The sequence below is a fragment of the Streptosporangium sp. NPDC023825 genome, assembly GCF_040639575.1.
In the GTDB taxonomy this organism is placed as follows: domain Bacteria; phylum Actinomycetota; class Actinomycetes; order Streptosporangiales; family Streptosporangiaceae; genus Streptosporangium.
On the sequence record NZ_JBFAAE010000002.1, the window covers coordinates 149542 to 166293 of the forward strand.

The following is a 16752-nucleotide window of genomic DNA, read 5'->3' on the forward strand; positions in this document are numbered from 1 at the left end:
GTTCTCGGGTAGGTCCCTATGGGTTGAGAAGGGGGCGATGGTGAAGGAAACCGTCAAAACAGGGCGCCGGACTTTCAGACGTCTGGTGCCCGGGGTCGAGCTCACCGATCGGATCGAGCGCTCACCCAGGGCCGACAGGCCGATCCGCATACTCGCCAAGGCCGTACGTCAGCGGATCGGTCCCGGGCCGCTACGCGACCTGCTGCACGGGGTGCCGACCGGCAAACCGCTCCATCCGCCGCTCGCCAACCTCAGCCTGGGGCTCTGGGCGGCGACGGCGGTGCTGGACGTGACCCGCTACGACCCGCGGGCGTCGCGGGTGCTGGTCGCCGGCGGGCTCGCCACCGCGATGCCCGCGGTGGCGGCGGGCGTCACCGACTGGTCCGCGCTCCACCGCGAGCAGCAGCGGGTGGGGTTCGTGCACGCGATCGCCAACCTGACCGCCCTCGGGCTCTACGCCGGTTCGCTGGTGTTCCGGCTGGCCGGTCGCGACCGGACCGGGCGGATCCTGTCGTTCGCCGGGCTGGGCGCCGCGAGCGTGGGCGGCTACCTCGGCGGCCACCTGGCCTACCGGCAGGCGGCCGGGGCCAACCACGCCGAGTCCGTCGCCCATCTGGTCCCGCTGGGCTGGCACGACCTGTGCGAGATCGGCGACCTGCCCGACGGGCGCCCGGTGACGCGGCGTCTCGGCTACATCGACCTGTTCGTGCTGCGCGTCGGCGCCGGCGTCACGGTGCTCGCCGACCAGTGTGCCCATCTGGCGGGCCCGCTCCACCAGGGACGCCTGATCTCGGAGGAGGGGACCGCCTGCGTGGTCTGCCCGTGGCACGGGAGCACCTTCAGGCTCTCCGACGGGGCCGTCGTGCACGGCCCGGCCACCGCTCCCCAGCCGTCCTTCGAGACCCGGGTCCGCCGCGACGGCGTGCTCCAGGTCCGTCCCGCGCAGATGTGACCGGATCCCGCGGGGGACCGGATCCCGCGGGGGATCTCCGGCGCGTCTCGCGGGAATCTCCATCTCCGGCGCGTCTCGATCTCCGGCGCGTCTCGCGGGGATCTCCGGCACGGGGTGAGCCGCGTCTGTCCGGCGACCCGGGCGCGACGCGGACCCTGCGCCCTCGCACCCTGCCCAGGCCGTGACGGGCCCGGGCCGTGACGGGCGCGTCCCACCCGGACGTGACGCGGACCCGGCGAACCTTGTGCCCCGCCGTCCTTGTGCCCCTGCGCCCCGCCCAGGCGTGACAGATGTGTCTCACCCGGGCGTGACGAGAACCGGCCCGCCGCCGGCCCGGCCTATGCCGGCTTGCCGTCGGCGGGGTGTTCGACCAGGGCGAGAATACGGCTGGACATGAAGCGGGCGGTGCGCACGGCCGTTCCGCTCCGGGTGACCTCGCTCACCTCGACGACGCCGCCCCGGGCGTTGGCCACCTCAACCCGGCGCCCCGCTCTGGTGGCGCTGACCTCGTAGGTACGGGAACTGTCTCCTGCGTCGATGACAACCTCGACTTTGTCACCTTTCATACCTATATAGGTACCCGGTAGGGGGCAGGTTCACCCGTACACCAGTTTGATTATCGCCACCACCCCGATGCAGACGATGAACCAGCGCAGCACCGGGGCGGGCAGTCTCCTGCCGATCTTCGCACCGAGGAAACCACCGATCGCGGCGCCCAGCGCCACCATCAGGACCGCGAGCCAGTCGACCTCCGCGATCACGATGAACAGCAGCGCGGCGGCCGCGTTGACCAGCAGCGCGAGCACGTTCTTGGCCGCGTTGATCCGCTGCAGGCGGTCGTCGAGGAAGGTGCCCATCAGCCCGATGAGCAGCACGCCCTGGGCCGCGCCGAAGTAGCCGCCGTAGACGCCGCACGCGAGGATGCCCCCCCAGAGCCAGGGGCCACCGTGCGGGTGGGCGTGCTCCCTCCGGGCGCTCAGCCATCCGTTGAGCCTCGGCTGGATCACCACCAGCACGCACGCCACGCCGATCAGGACGGGCACGACGATGTCGAACGTCTCCGGGGGAAGGTAGAGCAGGAGCACCCCGCCGGCCAGCGCGCCGGCCGCCGAGGGGACGGCCAGCCTGACCAGCCGCCGGCGCTGTCCCCGCAGCTCCGCCCGGTAGCCGAGCGCGCCGGTCAGCGACCCGGGGACCAGGCCGACGGTGTTGGAGACGTTGGCGACGACCGGCGGCATGCCCAGCGCGACCATCGTCGGGAACGTGATCAGAGACCCGGAACCGACGACGGCGTTGATGCCCCCGGCCCCGATGCCGGCCACGAAGATCGCGACCGCCTCCCACGGTGTCATGCGCTTCCCCTCACTGGTAAGGCTCGCGCCCATGTACAGGTGCACGGCACTCACCGGATGGTAAGAGGAGATCGACGGTCATCAGGTTGCGGGGGTGTCCTCAACAGGCGTGTCCCTCACCGGAAATCCCTCTCTGACCTGGGGTTTCTCTATATTTGGAAACCTGTCCACGTTGTGGGACCCGCCCTTCGCCGGAGGTCTGTCCGCGTTCGGGGACCCGTCCTCCGCCGGAGGCCTGTCGCTGTCCGAGGGTTCCTCCTTCACCGGAGGTCTCTCCGGGTCCGAGGGCTCGTCCCCCACCGGGAGAAGGTCCGCCAGGCTTTCGAGGATCCGTCTGAGGTCCGGCGAGACGGTCCACGGCTCGCCGGCGTCCCCCCTGGTGATCTCGCGGAGTGCCCGCAGGTACGCGTGGACCAGAGGCTCCGAGCCGGGCCCGCCCTCGTGGACGGCGCGCAGGAGCATGCCGATCGCGTCGGCCTCCCCCCGGGCCCGCGTCGCCCTCGCCTCGGCCTCGGCCCGCGCCTTGAGCACCGTGGCCTCCGCCTCGCCGCGCGCCCTCAGTACGGCGGCCTGCCGCTGCCCCTCGGCGGCGAGGACGGCCGCCTGTTTCTGCCCCTCGGCCGCGAGCACCGCCGCCCGCCTGTCGCGGTCGGCGCGGGCCTGCCTCTCCATGGACTCCTGGACGGAGACGGGCGGGTCGATCGCCGTGAGCTCGACCCGTCCCACTCGGAGGCCCCACGCACCCGCGGCGGCGTCGAGCGCCTCGCGCAGCTCGGCTCCGATCTCCTCGCGTGAGGCCAGCGCGCGGTCCACGCTCATCCCGCCGACCACGTCGCGCAGGGTGGTCACGGTGAGCTGCTCGACGGCGACCAGGAAGTTGGCGATCTCGTAGGTCGCCGCGCGGGCGTCGACCACCTGGAAGGAGACGGCCGTGTCGACGGAGACGACGAGGTTGTCGGAGGTGACGACCGCCTGTGGCGGGAAGGCGACGACCTGCTCGCGAAGGTCGACCGTGTCCTTGATCCGGTCGATGAACGGCACCACGAGGTTCAGCCCGGGAGCGAGCGTCCTGTGGTAGCGCCCGAACCGCTCCACGACGCCCGCCGTGGCCTGCGGCACGACGCGAACCGTCCGATAGGCGGCGAACGCCGCCACGGCCACGACGACGAGTGCGGCGACAAGCGATTCCATGAGCCATCCCGGGCGGTCGAGTGACGTGGAACTCTTGACCCGGCAGGATATTTGCTTTTCCCTTCACCGGCCTTTGAACGGCCGAAACAGTCTTGGAACTGTCTCGGGACCGTCTCGGAACCGGTGCGCCCTGAGAACCCGTGCGCCCTCAGGGCCGGCGCGCCCTCAGAGCTGGTGCGCCCGCGCGTACCAGCGGCCGTCGCGCCCCCTGTCCAGGGTGAGCGGGACGCTGAAGGTGCGCGACAGGTTCTCCGCGGTCATCACCTGGTCGATCGGCCCCTGGGCCACCACGGAACCGTGCCGCAGCAGCAGCGCGTGGGTGAACCCGCTGGGCACCTCCTCCACGTGGTGGGTGACCAGCACCATGGTCGGCGCGTTCGGGTCGTGCGCGAACGTCGCCAGGCGGCGGACCAGGTCCTCGCGCCCGCCCAGGTCCAGGCCCGCGGCGGGCTCGTCCAGCAGCAGCAGCTCCGGGTTCGGCATGAGCGCGCGGGCGATCTGGACCCGCTTGCGCTCCCCCTCCGACAGCGTGTTGAACCGGCGCCGGATCAGGTGGGCGCAGCCGAGCTGGTCGATCAGCTCGACGGCGCGCGTGACGTCGTGGGAGTCGTACTCCTCCGTCCAGCGGCCGAGGATGGCGTACGAGGCCGTGAGCACCAGGTCGATGACCTTCTCCTCCGGCGGCACCTTCTCCGCCAGCGCGGCGCTCGCGAGCCCGATGCGGGGCCGGAGCTCGAAGACGTCACTCTGGCCGAGCCGCTCACCCAGGATCTCGACGATGCCCTCGGTGGGGAACAGCATCGCCCCGACCACCTGTAGCAACGTCGTCTTTCCCGCGCCGTTGGGACCGATGACGACCCACCGCTCGTCCTCGTGAACGGTCCAGTCGATCTCCCGCAGCAGGGCCGCACCGTCCCTGCGGACGGTGACGTCCTGTAGCCGAAGCACCTGACCGCCCATCCGTTATGCCTCCTTGTGAATCGCTGGAACAAAACCTATTGCAGGACAAGCGCATATCGTGGATCGGTGCACCCTGATTCACCGATCTCGGCCACCCTGGTCTGCTGGGGCAATGCCTGGCTCGCCGGACAGGTCGGCCTCGACGAGGCCGCCGACCGCGTGGAGCGGCAGGCAGGCCCCCAACTCGTCGCCGGTGAGACCGGCGACCTCCCCCTCCGCGGGTTCCTCGCCGACCTGCGGATCGAGGGCATGAAGTCGCTGCGACTGGCCCTCCCCGTCGCGGGCGACCCACTCGGGCTCACCGGACCGCCCCCCTTCAACTCCGCGGCCATCGAGGCCGGGCAGGCGGCGACCGCCGTGCTTCCCGGCAGGTGCCTCGGCCTGATCCCGGTAAACGACCGCCGCGGGTCATCGTACGCCGGGGTTCGCTGGACCGTGCTGGAGGCCCGTACCGCGGTCCCCGACCTGCCCTCCCTCGCCGAGGCCGAGCACGAGCTGACCCGCGCCATGCGCGTGGCCACCGACGCCCTGCTCGGCGTGGAGGGCCCGGCCCAGGGCCACCGGCGGCTGGAGATGGTGGACGACGGCCTGGCCCCCGGCTACCCCGCCAGAGCGCACCGGGTCGCCGCCCTGGCCGCCCGCCTCGCCGCGGTGCTCCGGGTCGCCGACGACCGCGGGCTCACCTCGGGCCAGATCGCCGTACGCGGTGAGGCCCTGCGCGAGCTCGACCGCGCGGTGCGCCGGGCCCGGGTGGTCGCCCACCACGCCATCACCGAACTGGTCTGACGGCCTTGACGGCTCGGGGGCGGGTCATCGGGCGGAGGTCAGCCTCCAGAGCTTGACGGCGCGGTCCCTGCCCGCCGAGACGGCCAGGACACGGTCGCCGACGGTCATGACGCCCACCGAGTAGACCCCGCCCTTGTGGGCCTTGACCGGCTTGCCGAGGGGCTTGCCCTCGGCCGGGTCCCAGAGCCGGACGGTCCCGTCCGTACTGCCCGACACCAGCACGGTGCGGCCGTCGACCTCGCCGAACGCCAGGGAGTAGACGTTGCCGCCGTGGCCCCCGAGCGGCTTGCCGACGGACTTGGACGACTTGGGGTCCCAGATTCTGATCTTCTTGTCCTTGCCGCCCGAGGCGATCACGGTGCGGTCGCCCAGCTTGCCGAAGGCCACCGAGAAGACCGGCCCGCTGTGCCCCTTGTAGATCTTTCCGTACCGCTTCCTGGTGACGAGGTCCCAGATGCCCAGCGTCTCGTCGGCGCTGGCGGACACGACGACGGACCGCTTGCCGATCTTGCCGAAGGCGAGCCAATTGACGTCGTCGCGGTGCGCGGAGATGGTCTTGAGCAGTCTGCGGCTCTTCAGGTTCCAGAAGTAGAGCGTGCCGTCGCCGTCCCCGGTGACGGCCAGCGGCGAACCGTTCACGGTGCCGGCCGCGACGGCGAAGACCGCGATGGGGTGGTGGCCCAGGGCCCTGCTCTTGCGGGACTTCAGGCTCCACAGGCGGACGGAGTGGTCGTAACCGCCGGTCACCGCGTACGGCCTGCCGCCGAAGGTGACGGTGGCGACCGCGTAGACCTCGCCCCGGTGGCCGCGGAGCCGGTGGAGCCTCTTGTGCTCGGCCGGGTCCCAGAGCCCCAGCGAACCGTCCTGGCTGCCCGAGACCACCGTGAGCCTCTTCCCGATCTTGACACCGGCGAGGGACTGGACGGCCTTGGTGTGTCCCTTGAGCGTCTTGCCGTCCTGGCCGTCGAAGGTCACCACCGTGGCCTGCGGGGTGGGTGGCTCGGACGGCCCGGAGGTGGGGGCGGTCGTGAGGCTCGCCGTGGGCGCGGGGGTCATGGCCTGCGTGACGGCGGTGGGAGCCTGCGTGGCCCGCGCGGGGGGAGCCTGGGAGGCGGTCGCCGGGGACGGTGTGGAGGGAACCGGGGGCGGCTTCCGCGTACCTTCACCGGCCAGGGCGCCTCGTGTGGCCGGCGGGGCGTCGGGGGTCGCGGCATCGCCCCGCAGGTTGGGCACCGCGACCAGCGCGGCGGCGGCCAGGGTCAGGGCCCCCGAGAGCACCGCGGTCACCAGGACGGCGCGCCTGCGCCGCGCACCGCGCTCGCCGGGCGCCACGGGGGCCGCGCCGGCGAAGAGGTCCGGACGCTGCGGCGGCGGCGGGGGGTAGACCCCCTCGGGCGGTACGGGAGAGGGGGCGGGCCGCCGGCCCACGGGCGTCAGGTTGGCGGGGTAGCGCGCGGGCCCGGCGGGGGAGGCGAAGGGGGTGACCACGGGCGGGGGACCGCCCGGCGCGCCCGAACGCCTCCGAGGGGCACCGGGGGTCGCGGGCCCGCCGGGCGGAACCCCATCGGGACGGTCTCCGGAGGGGCCCGCCCGGCCGCCCGGAGCAGCGCCGGGGAAGGCATCGGGTCTCTCGCCCCTCGGGTCCTCCCCCGACGGCCGCACCCACCGTGTCTCGGGGGCGGGGGGCCGCTCGTCATCGGTGGGCCGCTCATCATCGGATGACCGCCTGTCGGCGGATGACCGTTCGCCGGCGGGCAGCCGATCCTCGGCGGATGACCGCCCGTCCGCGGGCGGCCGCTCATCCGCGGGCGGCCTCTCATCCGCAACCGGCCGCTCATCGGCGGGCGGGCGCTCGCCGGCGGGCGGCGGGGACACGGGCGGTACGGCGAAGGCCTCGTCGGACTGGGTCTCCAGGAGCGCGAACAGCACCTCCGAGGCGCTGGGCCTCTCCGCGGCGTGCTTGCTGAGGCAGGAGGCGACGATCGGCCGCAGGGTGTCGGGGAGCGCGGACAGGTCCGGTTCCTCGTTCATCACCCTGTAGATGACCGCGGGCACGCTGTCCTGGCCGAACGCGGGCCGCCCGGTCGCGGCGAAGGTCATCGTCAGCGCCCAGCTGAACATGTCGGACGAGGGCTCGACGCGATGCCCCGAGACCTGTTCCGGCGACATGTAGGCGGGGGTGCCGACCACGCCGCTCGTCACGGTCATCGCCGAGTCCAGGGCCCTGGCGATGCCGAAGTCGATCACGCGGGGCCCGTCGGGGCCGAGCAGCACGTTGCTGGGCTTGAAGTCGCGGTGCACGATGCCCGCCCGGTGGATGGCGGCCAGCGCGGTCACGGTGCCGACCGCGAGCCGGTGGAGCACGTTGCCGCGGCGGGGTCCCCCGGACTGCACGACCCGCTGCAGGGACACGCCCTCGACCAGCTCGCTCACGATGTAGGGGCGGTCGCCGTCCACGTGGGCGCCCAGCACCTGGGCCGTGCAGAACGGCGCCACCCGGCGGGCGGCGGAGACCTCGCGGAGGAACCGGTCGCCGTCCATGCCGGTGTCGCTCAGCCGGGGGTGGAGCAACTTGATCGCGACCATCGCCCCGTCGGGCCCCCGGCCCGCGTAGACCACGCCCTGTGCCCCCTCGCCGAGGCGGCCGAGCAGCCGGTAGTCGCCCAGTGACTCGGGGTCCTCCCTGCGCAGCGGGTTCGTGTCCGGCACGTGAGCCTCCCCGTCGTCCAGCCATGAGTCGCTGGCGTCCCCCGAGTAACCAAAGATACGCAAACAACCAATATTCAGGTAGATCATTCACTATTCCGGCGCATCCCGCTTACGCCATAATTCACGAAACAAATGGTGACTGCGCTCACCCCTAGCTCGTGCGGAGACGCCCATGCGCCGAAGCTTCGGCACGCTTCTAGGTCTCAGCCTCATCGCTCCGCTCGCGATCGTCCCCACCGCCTCGGCCGCCACCGTGAACGCGCCGCCCCTGGCTCCCTCCGCGGTCCTGCCCCCGGCCCCGGCGGGCGTTCCGGCCCAGTCAGGGGTGCGGCAGGACAGGCCCTGGTCGGCGTTCAAGGTCTCGGTGAAGGCACCGAAACGGGTCAGGAACGGCCGCGAGTTCATGTACGAGGTCAAGGTCACCAACCGGGGGCCCAGCGAGGCCGACTACTTCTACGTCGGCGGGACCGTCCTGCCGAAAGGCATCGACGACACCGTTTACTACAAGGGCCCCAAGGGCACGGACTGCGACTTCTACGACGACGGCTTCTGGTGCGTGACGCCGTGGATTCTCGAGAAGGGCGAATCCGAGACGGTGCGCATCTGGGTCAAGCTGAAGAAGCGGACCAAGGGCACCGCGGTCGCCAGGCTCGGCGCCGACACCTGGAACGTCCCGAACGGAGGCGAGGACCTCAGCCGCTCGGAGTGGAAACGGCTGGCCTTCCCCAACTGGTACTACCTCAAGACGGTCAAAACCAAGATCGTTCACCCCGTGCCGCCCAAACCCAAGCCCAAGGGCGGAGGGGGAGGTCACAACCCGCCACCTCCACCACCTCCGCCCCCGCCGCCGCCGGACCGGCGCGAGGAGAAGAAGGACACCTGACGCCGCGGAGGTCTCACGCCCGGACCGAGAACCGCCGGACCGGACACCGTCCGGTCCGGCGCCGTCGGGCCGGGCACCGTCCGATCAGGCACCGCCGGGCCGGGCGCCGCCGGGCCGGGCAGCGTCAAGCCGGGCACCGTCAGGCCAGGCCGTTCCGCACCGCGTAGAGGGCGGCCTGGGTCCTGTCCTGCACGCCCAGCTTCATCAGCACGTTGGAGACGTGGGTCTTCACCGTCTTCTCCGCCACCGCGAGCTGCCTGGCGATCTCCCGGTTGGAACGGCCCGACGCGATCAGCGCGAGCACCTCGCGCTCCCGGTCGGTCAGCGCCGCCACATGCCTGCCCTCGCGACCGCCCTCACGACCGCCCGCGCGCCCGTCCTCCCGCGCGGCCGGGACGGGTCCGGGACCCGACAGCATCGCCTCGGCGGCCTCGGGAGCGAGCAGCACCTGGCCACCGTGCACCGCCCGGATCGCGTGCACGAGCGCGGCCGGTTCGACGTCCTTGTAGAGGAAACCCGCCGCGCCCGCCCGCATCGCCGGGGCCACGTCGCCCCTGTCGCTGACCGAGGTCAGTACGAGCACCCTCGGCGACAGTCCTCGCTCCTCCAGCAGGAGCAGCGCGCCGAGCCCGTCGAGGACCGGCATCCTCAGGTCGAGCAGCAGCACGTCGGGGGCGAGGGACCCGACCAGGGCGACCGCCTCGGCGCCGTCGGCGGCCTCGCCGACCACGTCGAGGTCCTCCTGCAGGTCCAGGAAGGTACGGAGGCCCTGCCGGACGACCGGGTGGTCGTCGGCGATCAGGACGCGGATCATCCGGGCACCCCCGTCCGGGCCGCGGGCGGCGGACCGCACGGACATCCCTTCGGCCCACGGGTCACGCGATCCCCTCTCCTCGCACCACGGATCACCCGGGCACCTCCATCCGGACGAGCGTGCCCCGTCCGGGCTCCGAACTCACCCGCACGCTCCCGCCGACGGATTCCGCCCTGTCGCCCATCGAGGCGATGCCCAGTCCCCGTCCCGCCGCGGCCGTCACGTCGAACCCGGCCCCGTCGTCACTCACCTCGAGGAACACGCGCCCGCCCTCGCAGCCCAGCCGGACCTCGACGGTACGCGCCGCCGAGTGCCTGGAGGCGTTGTGCAGCGCCTCCTGGGCCACCCGGAGGACGGCCACCTCGACCACCGGTTCGAGCGCGCACACCGGGGACTCCTCGAACGAGAACGCGGCCGGGTGGAGCCGGTCGAGCAGGCGGACGTGCTTGCGGAGCGTCTCGGCCAGGCCGTGCCGGTCGAGCTCGGCCGGACGGAGCTCCACGATCACCGCGCGCAGCTCGGCCAGCGCCTCTCCCGCCAGCCGCTCCACCTGATCGAGCTCCCGCAGCGCCTGTACGGGATCGTCGACGACCAGCGACGCCGCGGCCTGCGCGGTGAGGCGCAGCGAGAACAGCTTCTGGGTCACCGCGTCGTGCAGTTCCCTCGCCATCCGGGTGCGCTCCTCGACCAGCGTGAGCTCCCGGCCCCGCTCGTACAGACGGGCGTTGGTGAGGGCGATCGCGGCGTGCGCGGCGAACATGGTGAGCAGCCGCTGATCGGCCTCGGTGAAGCCGCCGGGGGTCCGCTTGTTGGACAGGAAGATGATGCCAAGCACCTCGTCCCCGTCGAGGATCGGCACCCCGAGGAAGTCCTTGAGCACCGGATGGGCGCGCGGCCAGTACTCGAACCTGGGGTCCCTGCGGATGTCGGGCAGCCGGACCGGCGCGCCCTCGCGCAGCATGGCGCCGAGCATGCCGTGCTGGCGGGGCATCGGCCCGATCGCGTCCCACTGCTCGTCGGAGATGCCCTCGGCGACGAACTCGGCGAACGCCCCCTGGTCGTCGGGCACGCCCAGCGCGGCGTAGCGGGCGTCCAGCAACCGCCGCGCCGACCGCACGATGACCTGCAGCACCTCCCTGACCGACAGGTGCCTGGTCACCGCGAGGACGGCCGAGCTCACCGCGTGCAGCACGGCGTCCCGGTCCTCGCTCTCCTCGCTCTCGGGGCTCACGAACCGACTCTAGGCGGCGGCGGGCGCCCGCCGCGTACGCCATCGGTCCTAGGCCCATCAGCCCACCCCGGGCCAGGTCCGGCGACCGATGTGCGGCGGGCGGGCGGCTCCTAGCGTCGAGGCATGACGAAGACCGCACTGATCACCGGCGCCTCCCGCGGCCTCGGCCTGGAACTGGCCCGCTCCCTCGCCGCCGACGGCTGGCGGCTCATCCTCACCGCGCGGGGCGAGGACGCGCTGCGCGCCGCCGCGGCCGAGCTCGGCGCCCTCGCTCTGGCCGGGGACGTCGCCGACCCCGCCCATCGGGACCGGCTGGCGCTCGCCGTACGGGAACACGGCGGGCTGGACCTGCTGGTCAACAACGCGTCGGGACTGGGCGCGGTCCCGCTGCCGCCGCTGGCCGGTTACCCGGCCGACACGCTCGAGGAACTGTTCCGGGTCAACGTGCTGGCCCCGCTGGCGCTGATCCAGGCGAACCTGCGCGGGCTGAGGGAACGGCGCGGCGCGATCGTGAACATCTCCTCCGACGCGGCGGTGGAGGCGTATGAGGGCTGGGGCGGGTACGGCGCGACCAAGGCGGCTCTGGACCAGCTCTCCCACGTGCTGGCCGTCGAGGAGCCGGACGTCGCGGTCTGGTGGGTCGATCCGGGCGAGATGTCCACCGCCATGCTCGCCGACGCCGTCGGTGCCGGGGAGGCGGCGCAGGCCCCGGGTCCGGAGACCGTCGTCCCCACCCTGCGACGGCTGATCGCCGACCGTCCGGACAGCGGCCGGGTGAGGCACGGATGAGCGGGCAGGAGGCCCGTACGAGGGGCTGGGGCACCGAGGGGCGGGGCGGGGTGGTGAGCGTGCCCGCGGCGGACGCCATGGCCGCGGACTTCGTGCTCCCCCGCGAGCTGGAGGCGCACGAGCCGCCGGAGGCTCGGGGGCTGGCCCGTGACGGGGTGCGCATGCTGGTCTCCGACCGGGGCACCGGAGAGGTCGGCCACCACGCGTTCGCCGAGCTCCCCGGCCTGCTCGGTCCCGGCGACCTGCTGGTGGTCAACAACTCCGGCACGCTCCCCGCCGCCGTCCGGCTGGACCGGCTCGCGGTGCACTTCTCCACCGAACGCGAGGACGGGACCTGGCTGGTCGAGCTCCGCCGTCTCCGGGAGCGTGGCCTCTCCGAGCACGCGGCCGCCGGGGGTCCCGGGGGCTCGGAGACGGCCGGTGAGCCCTACCACGGCGGCGCGGACGGGGAGTGGCTGCCGCTGCCCGGCGGGGCGACGCTGCGGCTGCTGGGGCGCGAGACGCCGCGCCTGTGGCGGGCGAGCCTGGACCGCGAGGTCACGGGCTACCTCCGCCGGTACGGCGTGCCGATCCGCTACTCCTACGTGGACAGGGACTGGCCGCTGGCCGACTACCAGACCGTGTTCGGGGTCCGGCCCGGCAGCGCGGAGATGCCCAGCGCGGGGCGGCCGTTCACCACCGGGCTGGTGACCTCCCTGGTGTCGCGCGGGGTCGGGATCGCACCGATCACCCTGCACACGGGGGTGGCGTCCCCGGAGAAGGACGAGCCGCCCTATCCGGAGCGGTTCGAGGTGCCCGAGGCCACAGCGCGGCAGGTGGAGCTCGCGCGCGAGTCCGGCGGCCGGGTGATCGCGGTCGGCACGACCGTGGTCCGGGCGCTGGAGACGGCCGCGCTGGCCACCGGCCGGGTCCGGGCCGCGGACGGCTGGACCTCGCACATCGTGACCCCCGAGGTCGGGGTGAGGGCGGTGAGCGGCCTGCTCACCGGACTGCACGAGCCGCGCTCCAGCCACCTGCTGATGCTGTCGGCGATCGCCGGCCGCGAGCTGCTCTCTCGGTCGTACGCGGAGGCGCTCGGAGAGGGTTATCTCTGGCACGAATTCGGCGACGTCCACCTGATCACCGGGTAGCCGGCCAGTCAGCCAGTCAGCCAGTCGGCCACAAGGGTTTTCCACGTCGGCCCCCGCATGCTGGGCCGGTAATCGACGGGGATCACCGAATTCCGGCTGGAGTAGAGAAATGCGCCGGCACCTGACCGCCTCCGCCGCCGTCGCCCTGGCGGGAGGCATGCTGTTCACCCCCGGAACCGCGAACGCCGCGGATTTCCCGGCCACCGCGCCGCGGGGGGTCGTGGGCCGGCCGCTCGCAAGGTACGCATCGCCGGCAAGCCCTCCGGCTCGTACTGCGAGGTTTCGGGGCGCGAGGTGGGCTGCCTGCTCGACACCCTGAACCCCGGCAGGACGGCCACCCTCAAGGTCAGGGTCTGGCTGAGGGGCGGCGCCCGGGGCACCGCGACCGCCGATTTCGGTTCGGCCTCGATCGACGTTCCCGCGGGCGGGCCGGGCACCCTCGACATTCACGGCATCGACGTCGGCACCGACGTCAAGTACGTGCGGGTGAAGACCCGGGTTCTCCGTTAGCCGCGCTTTTCATCCGGTGCCTTCTGACCAGGGGCGATCACCGAAAGCAATGGATATCACAACGCCGGGAAACACCCTGGTGAGCGGCGACGTGGCACGCGCCGGACGGGCGATCGGAGGCCCGTGTCGTCCGGTACGGTGCCGCACCCAACTGTTCCGTTCAAATCACGTAACAAAATATAGTTTCTCTTTACATCTCCATATGTGATAAAACGCTGCGGACTTTATGGGACGTTCCAGACGTCCCCTTGACTCTTCAGCTGGGAGACGTTTGATGCGCCACCCGATCTCCAAGATCGTTGCTATTGCTCTGGTCACCCCGCTGGCCGGCGGCATGCTCCTCGCCGCCCCCTCCTCGGCCGCTTCGGCACAGGCACCTGCGGCGGCCGTCAAGGCGGAGCCGTACTCCACCTTCGCGGTCACCGTCTCCGCGCCGAAGAAGGTCAAGGCGGGCGGGAAGATCACCTACAAGATCAAGGCCGTCAACAAGGGTCCTTACCAGGCCGACTACTTCTTCACGGGCGGCCTACTGCCCAAGGGCTCGAAGGTCGTCTCGATCGCCGCTCCCAAGGGCACCTCCTGTGACCACTACGAGGACGGGCTCTGGTGCTGGAGCCCCGACATCATCAAGGTCGACGACTACGAGGCCATCGCGATCACCGTGAAGCTCGGCAAGAAGTCGGGACGGACCGCGCAGGCCATCCTCGGCGTCGACAGCTACGACGTCCCGACCGGAGCCGAGAACCTCTCCAGGGACGAGCTGGAGCGCATGGGCATCAAGAACTGGTTCTTCGTGAAGAAGGTCAAGACCAGCATCGTGCGCTGATCCCATCCTTCGAGGGGCCCCGTCCTGCCACAGGCCGGGGCCCTCTCTTCTCACGCTCCGGAGACCACAGGGTGCGGGCAACCTCATATGCACGGCACCCGCGTACCGGGCAGGATCTCCCCCATGGTCCCCATGGCGAGTTCCGGGCGGTGCGCGATTCATGGCTGAACTGAGAGTCGTCCTGGCCGAGGACCACTACCTGGTACGCGAGGGCACCCGCAGGCTCCTGGAGACCTCCGGTGAGATCGAGGTGGTGGCCGCCGTGGGCACCGCGAACGAGTTGCTCGACGCCGCCGGGCGGCTGCGCCCCGACGTGGTGGTCACCGACATCCGGATGCCGGGCTCGGCCGATCTCGTCCGCCCGGGAATGGAGGGCATCGACGCGGCACACCGCATCCGCGCCACCTCACGGGACATCGGGGTCGTGGTGCTCTCCCAGTTCTCCGACGCGATGTTCGCCCTGGACCTGTTCAGGGACGGCACCGAGGGCCGGGCGTACCTGCTCAAGGACCGGGTCGGCGACATCGACGAGCTGCTCGGCGCGATCAGGTCGGTGGCCGGGGGCGGCTCGGTGATCGACCCCAAGGTGGTGGAGGGCCTGCTGGCCAAGCGCGGGGTGCGCGGCGGCCCCCCGCCCGCGGAGCTGACGCCCAGGGAGCTGGACGTGCTGAGGGAGATGGCGCACGGCCTGTCCAACGGGGGCATCGCCCGCGCCCTGCACCTGTCGGTCTCGGCCATCGAGAAGCACGTCAACTCGATCTTCATGAAGCTGGCCCTGGAGAACAGCCCCGACACCCACCGCCGGGTGGCGGCCGTCATCACCTACCTGGGCTCGGCCTGAGCCCCGCTCCGCCTGAGTTCCGGGCCCGGCTTCCTGTCAGACGGCGACGGGGAGACCGTGCGCGGCCCCGGCGACCAGCACCGAGGCGACGGACGACTCGGCCGCCCAGGCCAGCTCCCTGCGGTCACGTCCCCACACCGCGGGCAACATCGTCACCTCCACCGTCAGCCTCCGGACGGCCACCACGCGGCGGACCGAGGCCCAGAGGGGGTCGTCGCCGACATAGGCGGGCCCGGTGGCCAGGGCGTCCTCCCCTTCCAGATACCTGATCGCCACCGGCCTGACCGGGGCCCCGGCGTCCAGGGCCGCCTGGAACACGGCGGGCCTGAAGGAGCCCATCCCGCGTCCGCACCAGGTCGTCCCCTCGGGGAAGGCCGCCACCGGGTGACCGCCGGAGAGCGCGGCGGCCACCCCGCCGACGGCCTCGGGCAGCGCGGAGAGCCGGTCCCTGTCGATGAACAGCGCGCCCGCCCCGGCCGCCAGCAGACCGATCACCGGCCACACCCGTACCTCGTGCTTGGCGAGCAGGCGGCACGGCAGGACCGCCGCCATGACGAGCGGGTCCAGCCACGACACGTGGTTGGCCACGATCAGCGGAGCGGCCCCGGACGGCCCGCCGGTGACCGGACGGGGCCGGGAGACGGAGCCGGCCATGAACGTGAAACCCCGGCGCACCTCGACCCGTACGCCGACGGCCCGCAACACCAGCCGGGACCAGGCGCTCGTCAGCCGGATCCTGCCCGTCGTGCCGAGCCCGCGGGCCGCCAGGGCCAGCACCGCCCCCGCCAGGACGACCAGCGCGATCGCCGCCAGTCGCAGCGCCCTGCGCGGCCCGGCGGCCCTCGACACCGGCGGGAAGAGGCAGCCGTCGGGCCCGCACGGCGCCCTCGGCGTCCACGGGTTCACGAGGTGGCTCCCAGGAAGTGGCGCAGGTAGCGGGGGTCCGCCTCGGTCATCGAGAGCAGGACGAAGAAGTCGGCCGTACCGAAGTCGAGGTCGTGGGCGGGCGGGCCGCAGACCCAGGCGCCCAGCCGCATGTACCCGCGCAGCAGGGGCGGCAGCGCCCGCCCCGGCCTCGTGGCGGCCGCGGCGGCGTCCTCGCGCCGCGAGGGGGCGGAGACCGGGTCCACCCGCTGCGACGGCACGGCGGAGACCGGGTCCACCCGCCAGGGGCGGTGCGGCGTGACACGGTAGCCCGGCGGGGATAGCGGCACCCGCTCCATGATCCCGGCGGCGTCGGCCACCGGCACCGAGCAGCACCCGGCCAGCCAGCCGTACCCCCCGGCCACCATGTAGCGGGCGATTCCCGCCCACATCAGCCCGAGCACCGCGCCGCCCCGGTGGCCCGGGTGCACGCAGGCCCGGCCGGCCTCCACCAGGTTCCCCCGGATGCCCGCCAGCGCGCCGAGGCCGAACTCGGAGTCGGAGTAGAGGCGGTCGGCCCGGCGGGGACCGAGCAGCCGGTAGGTGCCGACGACCTCACCCGTGTCGTCGCACCTCACCAGGAGGTGGTCGCAGTAGGCGTCGAGCGGCTCGACGTCCAGGCCGGTGATGGGACTGTCCAGCCTGGCGCCCATCTCCTCGGCGAAGACCCGGTGACGCAGGCGCTGGGCCTCGCGCATCTCGGCGGCGGTGGCGGCCAGCCCGACGCTGTAGCGGGCGAGGCGCGGCTCCGTGGGAAGGGTCGTCATGAGTTCATGAAGACAGTCGCAGGTGACACGGGACCGGAGTGCCCCGCGAACTCCAGGCGTCCGGATGATGAACCACATTCACGGCCC

General features: G+C 72.5%; 17 protein-coding genes. 8 read left to right on the forward strand and 9 right to left on the reverse strand.

Features of this window, described 5'->3' with window-relative positions:
• Positions 1-37: 37 nt before the first annotated feature.
• Entirely contained in the window at positions 38-952 is a 915-nt protein-coding gene (locus AB0G15_RS02460; RefSeq protein ID WP_362690036.1) for a Rieske 2Fe-2S domain-containing protein, read from the forward strand.
• 338 nt (positions 953-1290) lie between these two features.
• On the opposite strand, the gene AB0G15_RS02465 is transcribed toward AB0G15_RS02460, so the two are convergent.
• From AB0G15_RS02465 to AB0G15_RS02480, 4 genes are all read right to left on the reverse strand, one after another.
• On the reverse strand, positions 1291-1518 hold the full coding sequence (locus AB0G15_RS02465; protein ID WP_329088968.1) for a hypothetical protein: 228 nt from the start codon (positions 1516-1518) through the stop codon (positions 1291-1293).
• 30 nt (positions 1519-1548) lie between these two features.
• Positions 1549-2304, reverse strand: coding sequence for a sulfite exporter TauE/SafE family protein (locus AB0G15_RS02470; RefSeq protein WP_362834667.1), 756 nt, complete (start codon positions 2302-2304; stop codon positions 1549-1551).
• Positions 2305-2385: 81 nt separating this feature from the next.
• Positions 2386-3495, reverse strand: a complete 1110-nt coding sequence (locus AB0G15_RS02475) for an SPFH domain-containing protein (RefSeq protein ID WP_362834668.1) — start codon at positions 3493-3495, stop codon at positions 2386-2388.
• Between the two features lie 165 nt (positions 3496-3660).
• A complete protein-coding gene (locus AB0G15_RS02480; protein ID WP_362690027.1) occupies positions 3661-4455 on the reverse strand; it encodes an ABC transporter ATP-binding protein in 795 nt (264 codons plus the stop codon).
• Between the two features lie 66 nt (positions 4456-4521).
• Between AB0G15_RS02480 and AB0G15_RS02485 the strand changes: the two genes are divergently transcribed.
• Positions 4522-5241: a hypothetical protein gene (locus AB0G15_RS02485; RefSeq protein ID WP_362834669.1), complete on the forward strand. Its 720-nt coding sequence runs from the start codon at positions 4522-4524 to the stop codon at positions 5239-5241.
• Between the two features lie 24 nt (positions 5242-5265).
• On the opposite strand, the gene AB0G15_RS02490 is transcribed toward AB0G15_RS02485, so the two are convergent.
• Positions 5266-7950, reverse strand: a complete 2685-nt coding sequence (locus tag AB0G15_RS02490; RefSeq protein WP_362834670.1) for a protein kinase — start codon at positions 7948-7950, stop codon at positions 5266-5268.
• Between the two features lie 172 nt (positions 7951-8122).
• Between AB0G15_RS02490 and AB0G15_RS02495 the strand changes: the two genes are divergently transcribed.
• Entirely contained in the window at positions 8123-8833 is a 711-nt protein-coding gene (locus tag AB0G15_RS02495) for a hypothetical protein (protein WP_362834671.1), read from the forward strand.
• Positions 8834-8972: 139 nt separating this feature from the next.
• On the opposite strand, the gene AB0G15_RS02500 is transcribed toward AB0G15_RS02495, so the two are convergent.
• Together AB0G15_RS02500 and AB0G15_RS02505 are read right to left on the reverse strand one after the other, a co-directional pair.
• Positions 8973-9647 carry a response regulator transcription factor gene (locus AB0G15_RS02500; protein WP_362834672.1) on the reverse strand — a complete coding sequence of 225 codons (675 nt, stop codon included), beginning with the start codon at positions 9645-9647 and terminating at the stop codon, positions 8973-8975.
• A gap of 91 nt (positions 9648-9738) precedes the next feature.
• On the reverse strand, positions 9739-10878 hold the full coding sequence (locus AB0G15_RS02505; RefSeq protein WP_362834673.1) for a GAF domain-containing sensor histidine kinase: 1140 nt from the start codon (positions 10876-10878) through the stop codon (positions 9739-9741).
• Between the two features lie 123 nt (positions 10879-11001).
• Here AB0G15_RS02505 and AB0G15_RS02510 point away from each other — a divergent pair, with 123 nt between their 5' ends.
• From AB0G15_RS02510 to AB0G15_RS02530, 5 genes are all read left to right on the forward strand, one after another.
• Complete coding sequence (locus tag AB0G15_RS02510) at positions 11002-11667, forward strand: SDR family oxidoreductase (RefSeq protein ID WP_362834674.1); 666 nt, start codon at positions 11002-11004, stop codon at positions 11665-11667.
• A complete protein-coding gene (locus tag AB0G15_RS02515; protein WP_362834675.1) occupies positions 11664-12797 on the forward strand; it encodes an S-adenosylmethionine:tRNA ribosyltransferase-isomerase in 1134 nt (377 codons plus the stop codon). Before AB0G15_RS02510 ends, AB0G15_RS02515 begins: the two co-directional genes overlap by 4 nt.
• A 294-nt stretch (positions 12798-13091) precedes the next feature.
• On the forward strand, positions 13092-13307 hold the full coding sequence (locus tag AB0G15_RS02520) for a hypothetical protein (protein ID WP_362834676.1): 216 nt from the start codon (positions 13092-13094) through the stop codon (positions 13305-13307).
• A 274-nt stretch (positions 13308-13581) separates the two neighbouring features.
• Positions 13582-14133, forward strand: coding sequence for a hypothetical protein (locus AB0G15_RS02525; RefSeq protein ID WP_362834677.1), 552 nt, complete (start codon positions 13582-13584; stop codon positions 14131-14133).
• A 160-nt stretch (positions 14134-14293) separates the two neighbouring features.
• On the forward strand, positions 14294-14974 hold the full coding sequence (locus AB0G15_RS02530; RefSeq protein ID WP_362834678.1) for a response regulator transcription factor: 681 nt from the start codon (positions 14294-14296) through the stop codon (positions 14972-14974).
• A gap of 36 nt (positions 14975-15010) precedes the next feature.
• On the opposite strand, the gene AB0G15_RS02535 is transcribed toward AB0G15_RS02530, so the two are convergent.
• Together AB0G15_RS02535 and AB0G15_RS02540 are read right to left on the reverse strand one after the other, a co-directional pair.
• On the reverse strand, positions 15011-15880 hold the full coding sequence (locus AB0G15_RS02535) for a lysophospholipid acyltransferase family protein (RefSeq protein WP_362834679.1): 870 nt from the start codon (positions 15878-15880) through the stop codon (positions 15011-15013).
• Entirely contained in the window at positions 15877-16665 is a 789-nt protein-coding gene (locus AB0G15_RS02540; RefSeq protein ID WP_362834680.1) for a GNAT family N-acyltransferase, read from the reverse strand. Before AB0G15_RS02540 ends, AB0G15_RS02535 begins: the two co-directional genes overlap by 4 nt.
• Between the last annotated feature and the right edge of the window lie 87 nt (positions 16666-16752).

Coding starts and splice junctions, on each gene's coding strand:
- AB0G15_RS02515 (WP_362834675.1), top strand. CDS start 11,664: ATGAGCGGGCAGGAGGCCCGTACGAGGGGCTGGGGCACCGAGGGGCGG.
- AB0G15_RS02460 (WP_362690036.1), top strand. CDS start 38: ATGGTGAAGGAAACCGTCAAAACAGGGCGCCGGACTTTCAGACGTCTG.
- AB0G15_RS02510 (WP_362834674.1), top strand. CDS start 11,002: ATGACGAAGACCGCACTGATCACCGGCGCCTCCCGCGGCCTCGGCCTG.
- AB0G15_RS02540 (WP_362834680.1), bottom strand. CDS start 16,665: ATGACGACCCTTCCCACGGAGCCGCGCCTCGCCCGCTACAGCGTCGGG.
- AB0G15_RS02525 (WP_362834677.1), top strand. CDS start 13,582: ATGCGCCACCCGATCTCCAAGATCGTTGCTATTGCTCTGGTCACCCCG.
- AB0G15_RS02480 (WP_362690027.1), bottom strand. CDS start 4,455: ATGGGCGGTCAGGTGCTTCGGCTACAGGACGTCACCGTCCGCAGGGAC.
- AB0G15_RS02530 (WP_362834678.1), top strand. CDS start 14,294: ATGGCTGAACTGAGAGTCGTCCTGGCCGAGGACCACTACCTGGTACGC.
- AB0G15_RS02495 (WP_362834671.1), top strand. CDS start 8,123: ATGCGCCGAAGCTTCGGCACGCTTCTAGGTCTCAGCCTCATCGCTCCG.
- AB0G15_RS02465 (WP_329088968.1), bottom strand. CDS start 1,518: ATGAAAGGTGACAAAGTCGAGGTTGTCATCGACGCAGGAGACAGTTCC.
- AB0G15_RS02470 (WP_362834667.1), bottom strand. CDS start 2,304: ATGACACCGTGGGAGGCGGTCGCGATCTTCGTGGCCGGCATCGGGGCC.
- AB0G15_RS02500 (WP_362834672.1), bottom strand. CDS start 9,647: ATGATCCGCGTCCTGATCGCCGACGACCACCCGGTCGTCCGGCAGGGC.
- AB0G15_RS02475 (WP_362834668.1), bottom strand. CDS start 3,495: ATGGAATCGCTTGTCGCCGCACTCGTCGTCGTGGCCGTGGCGGCGTTC.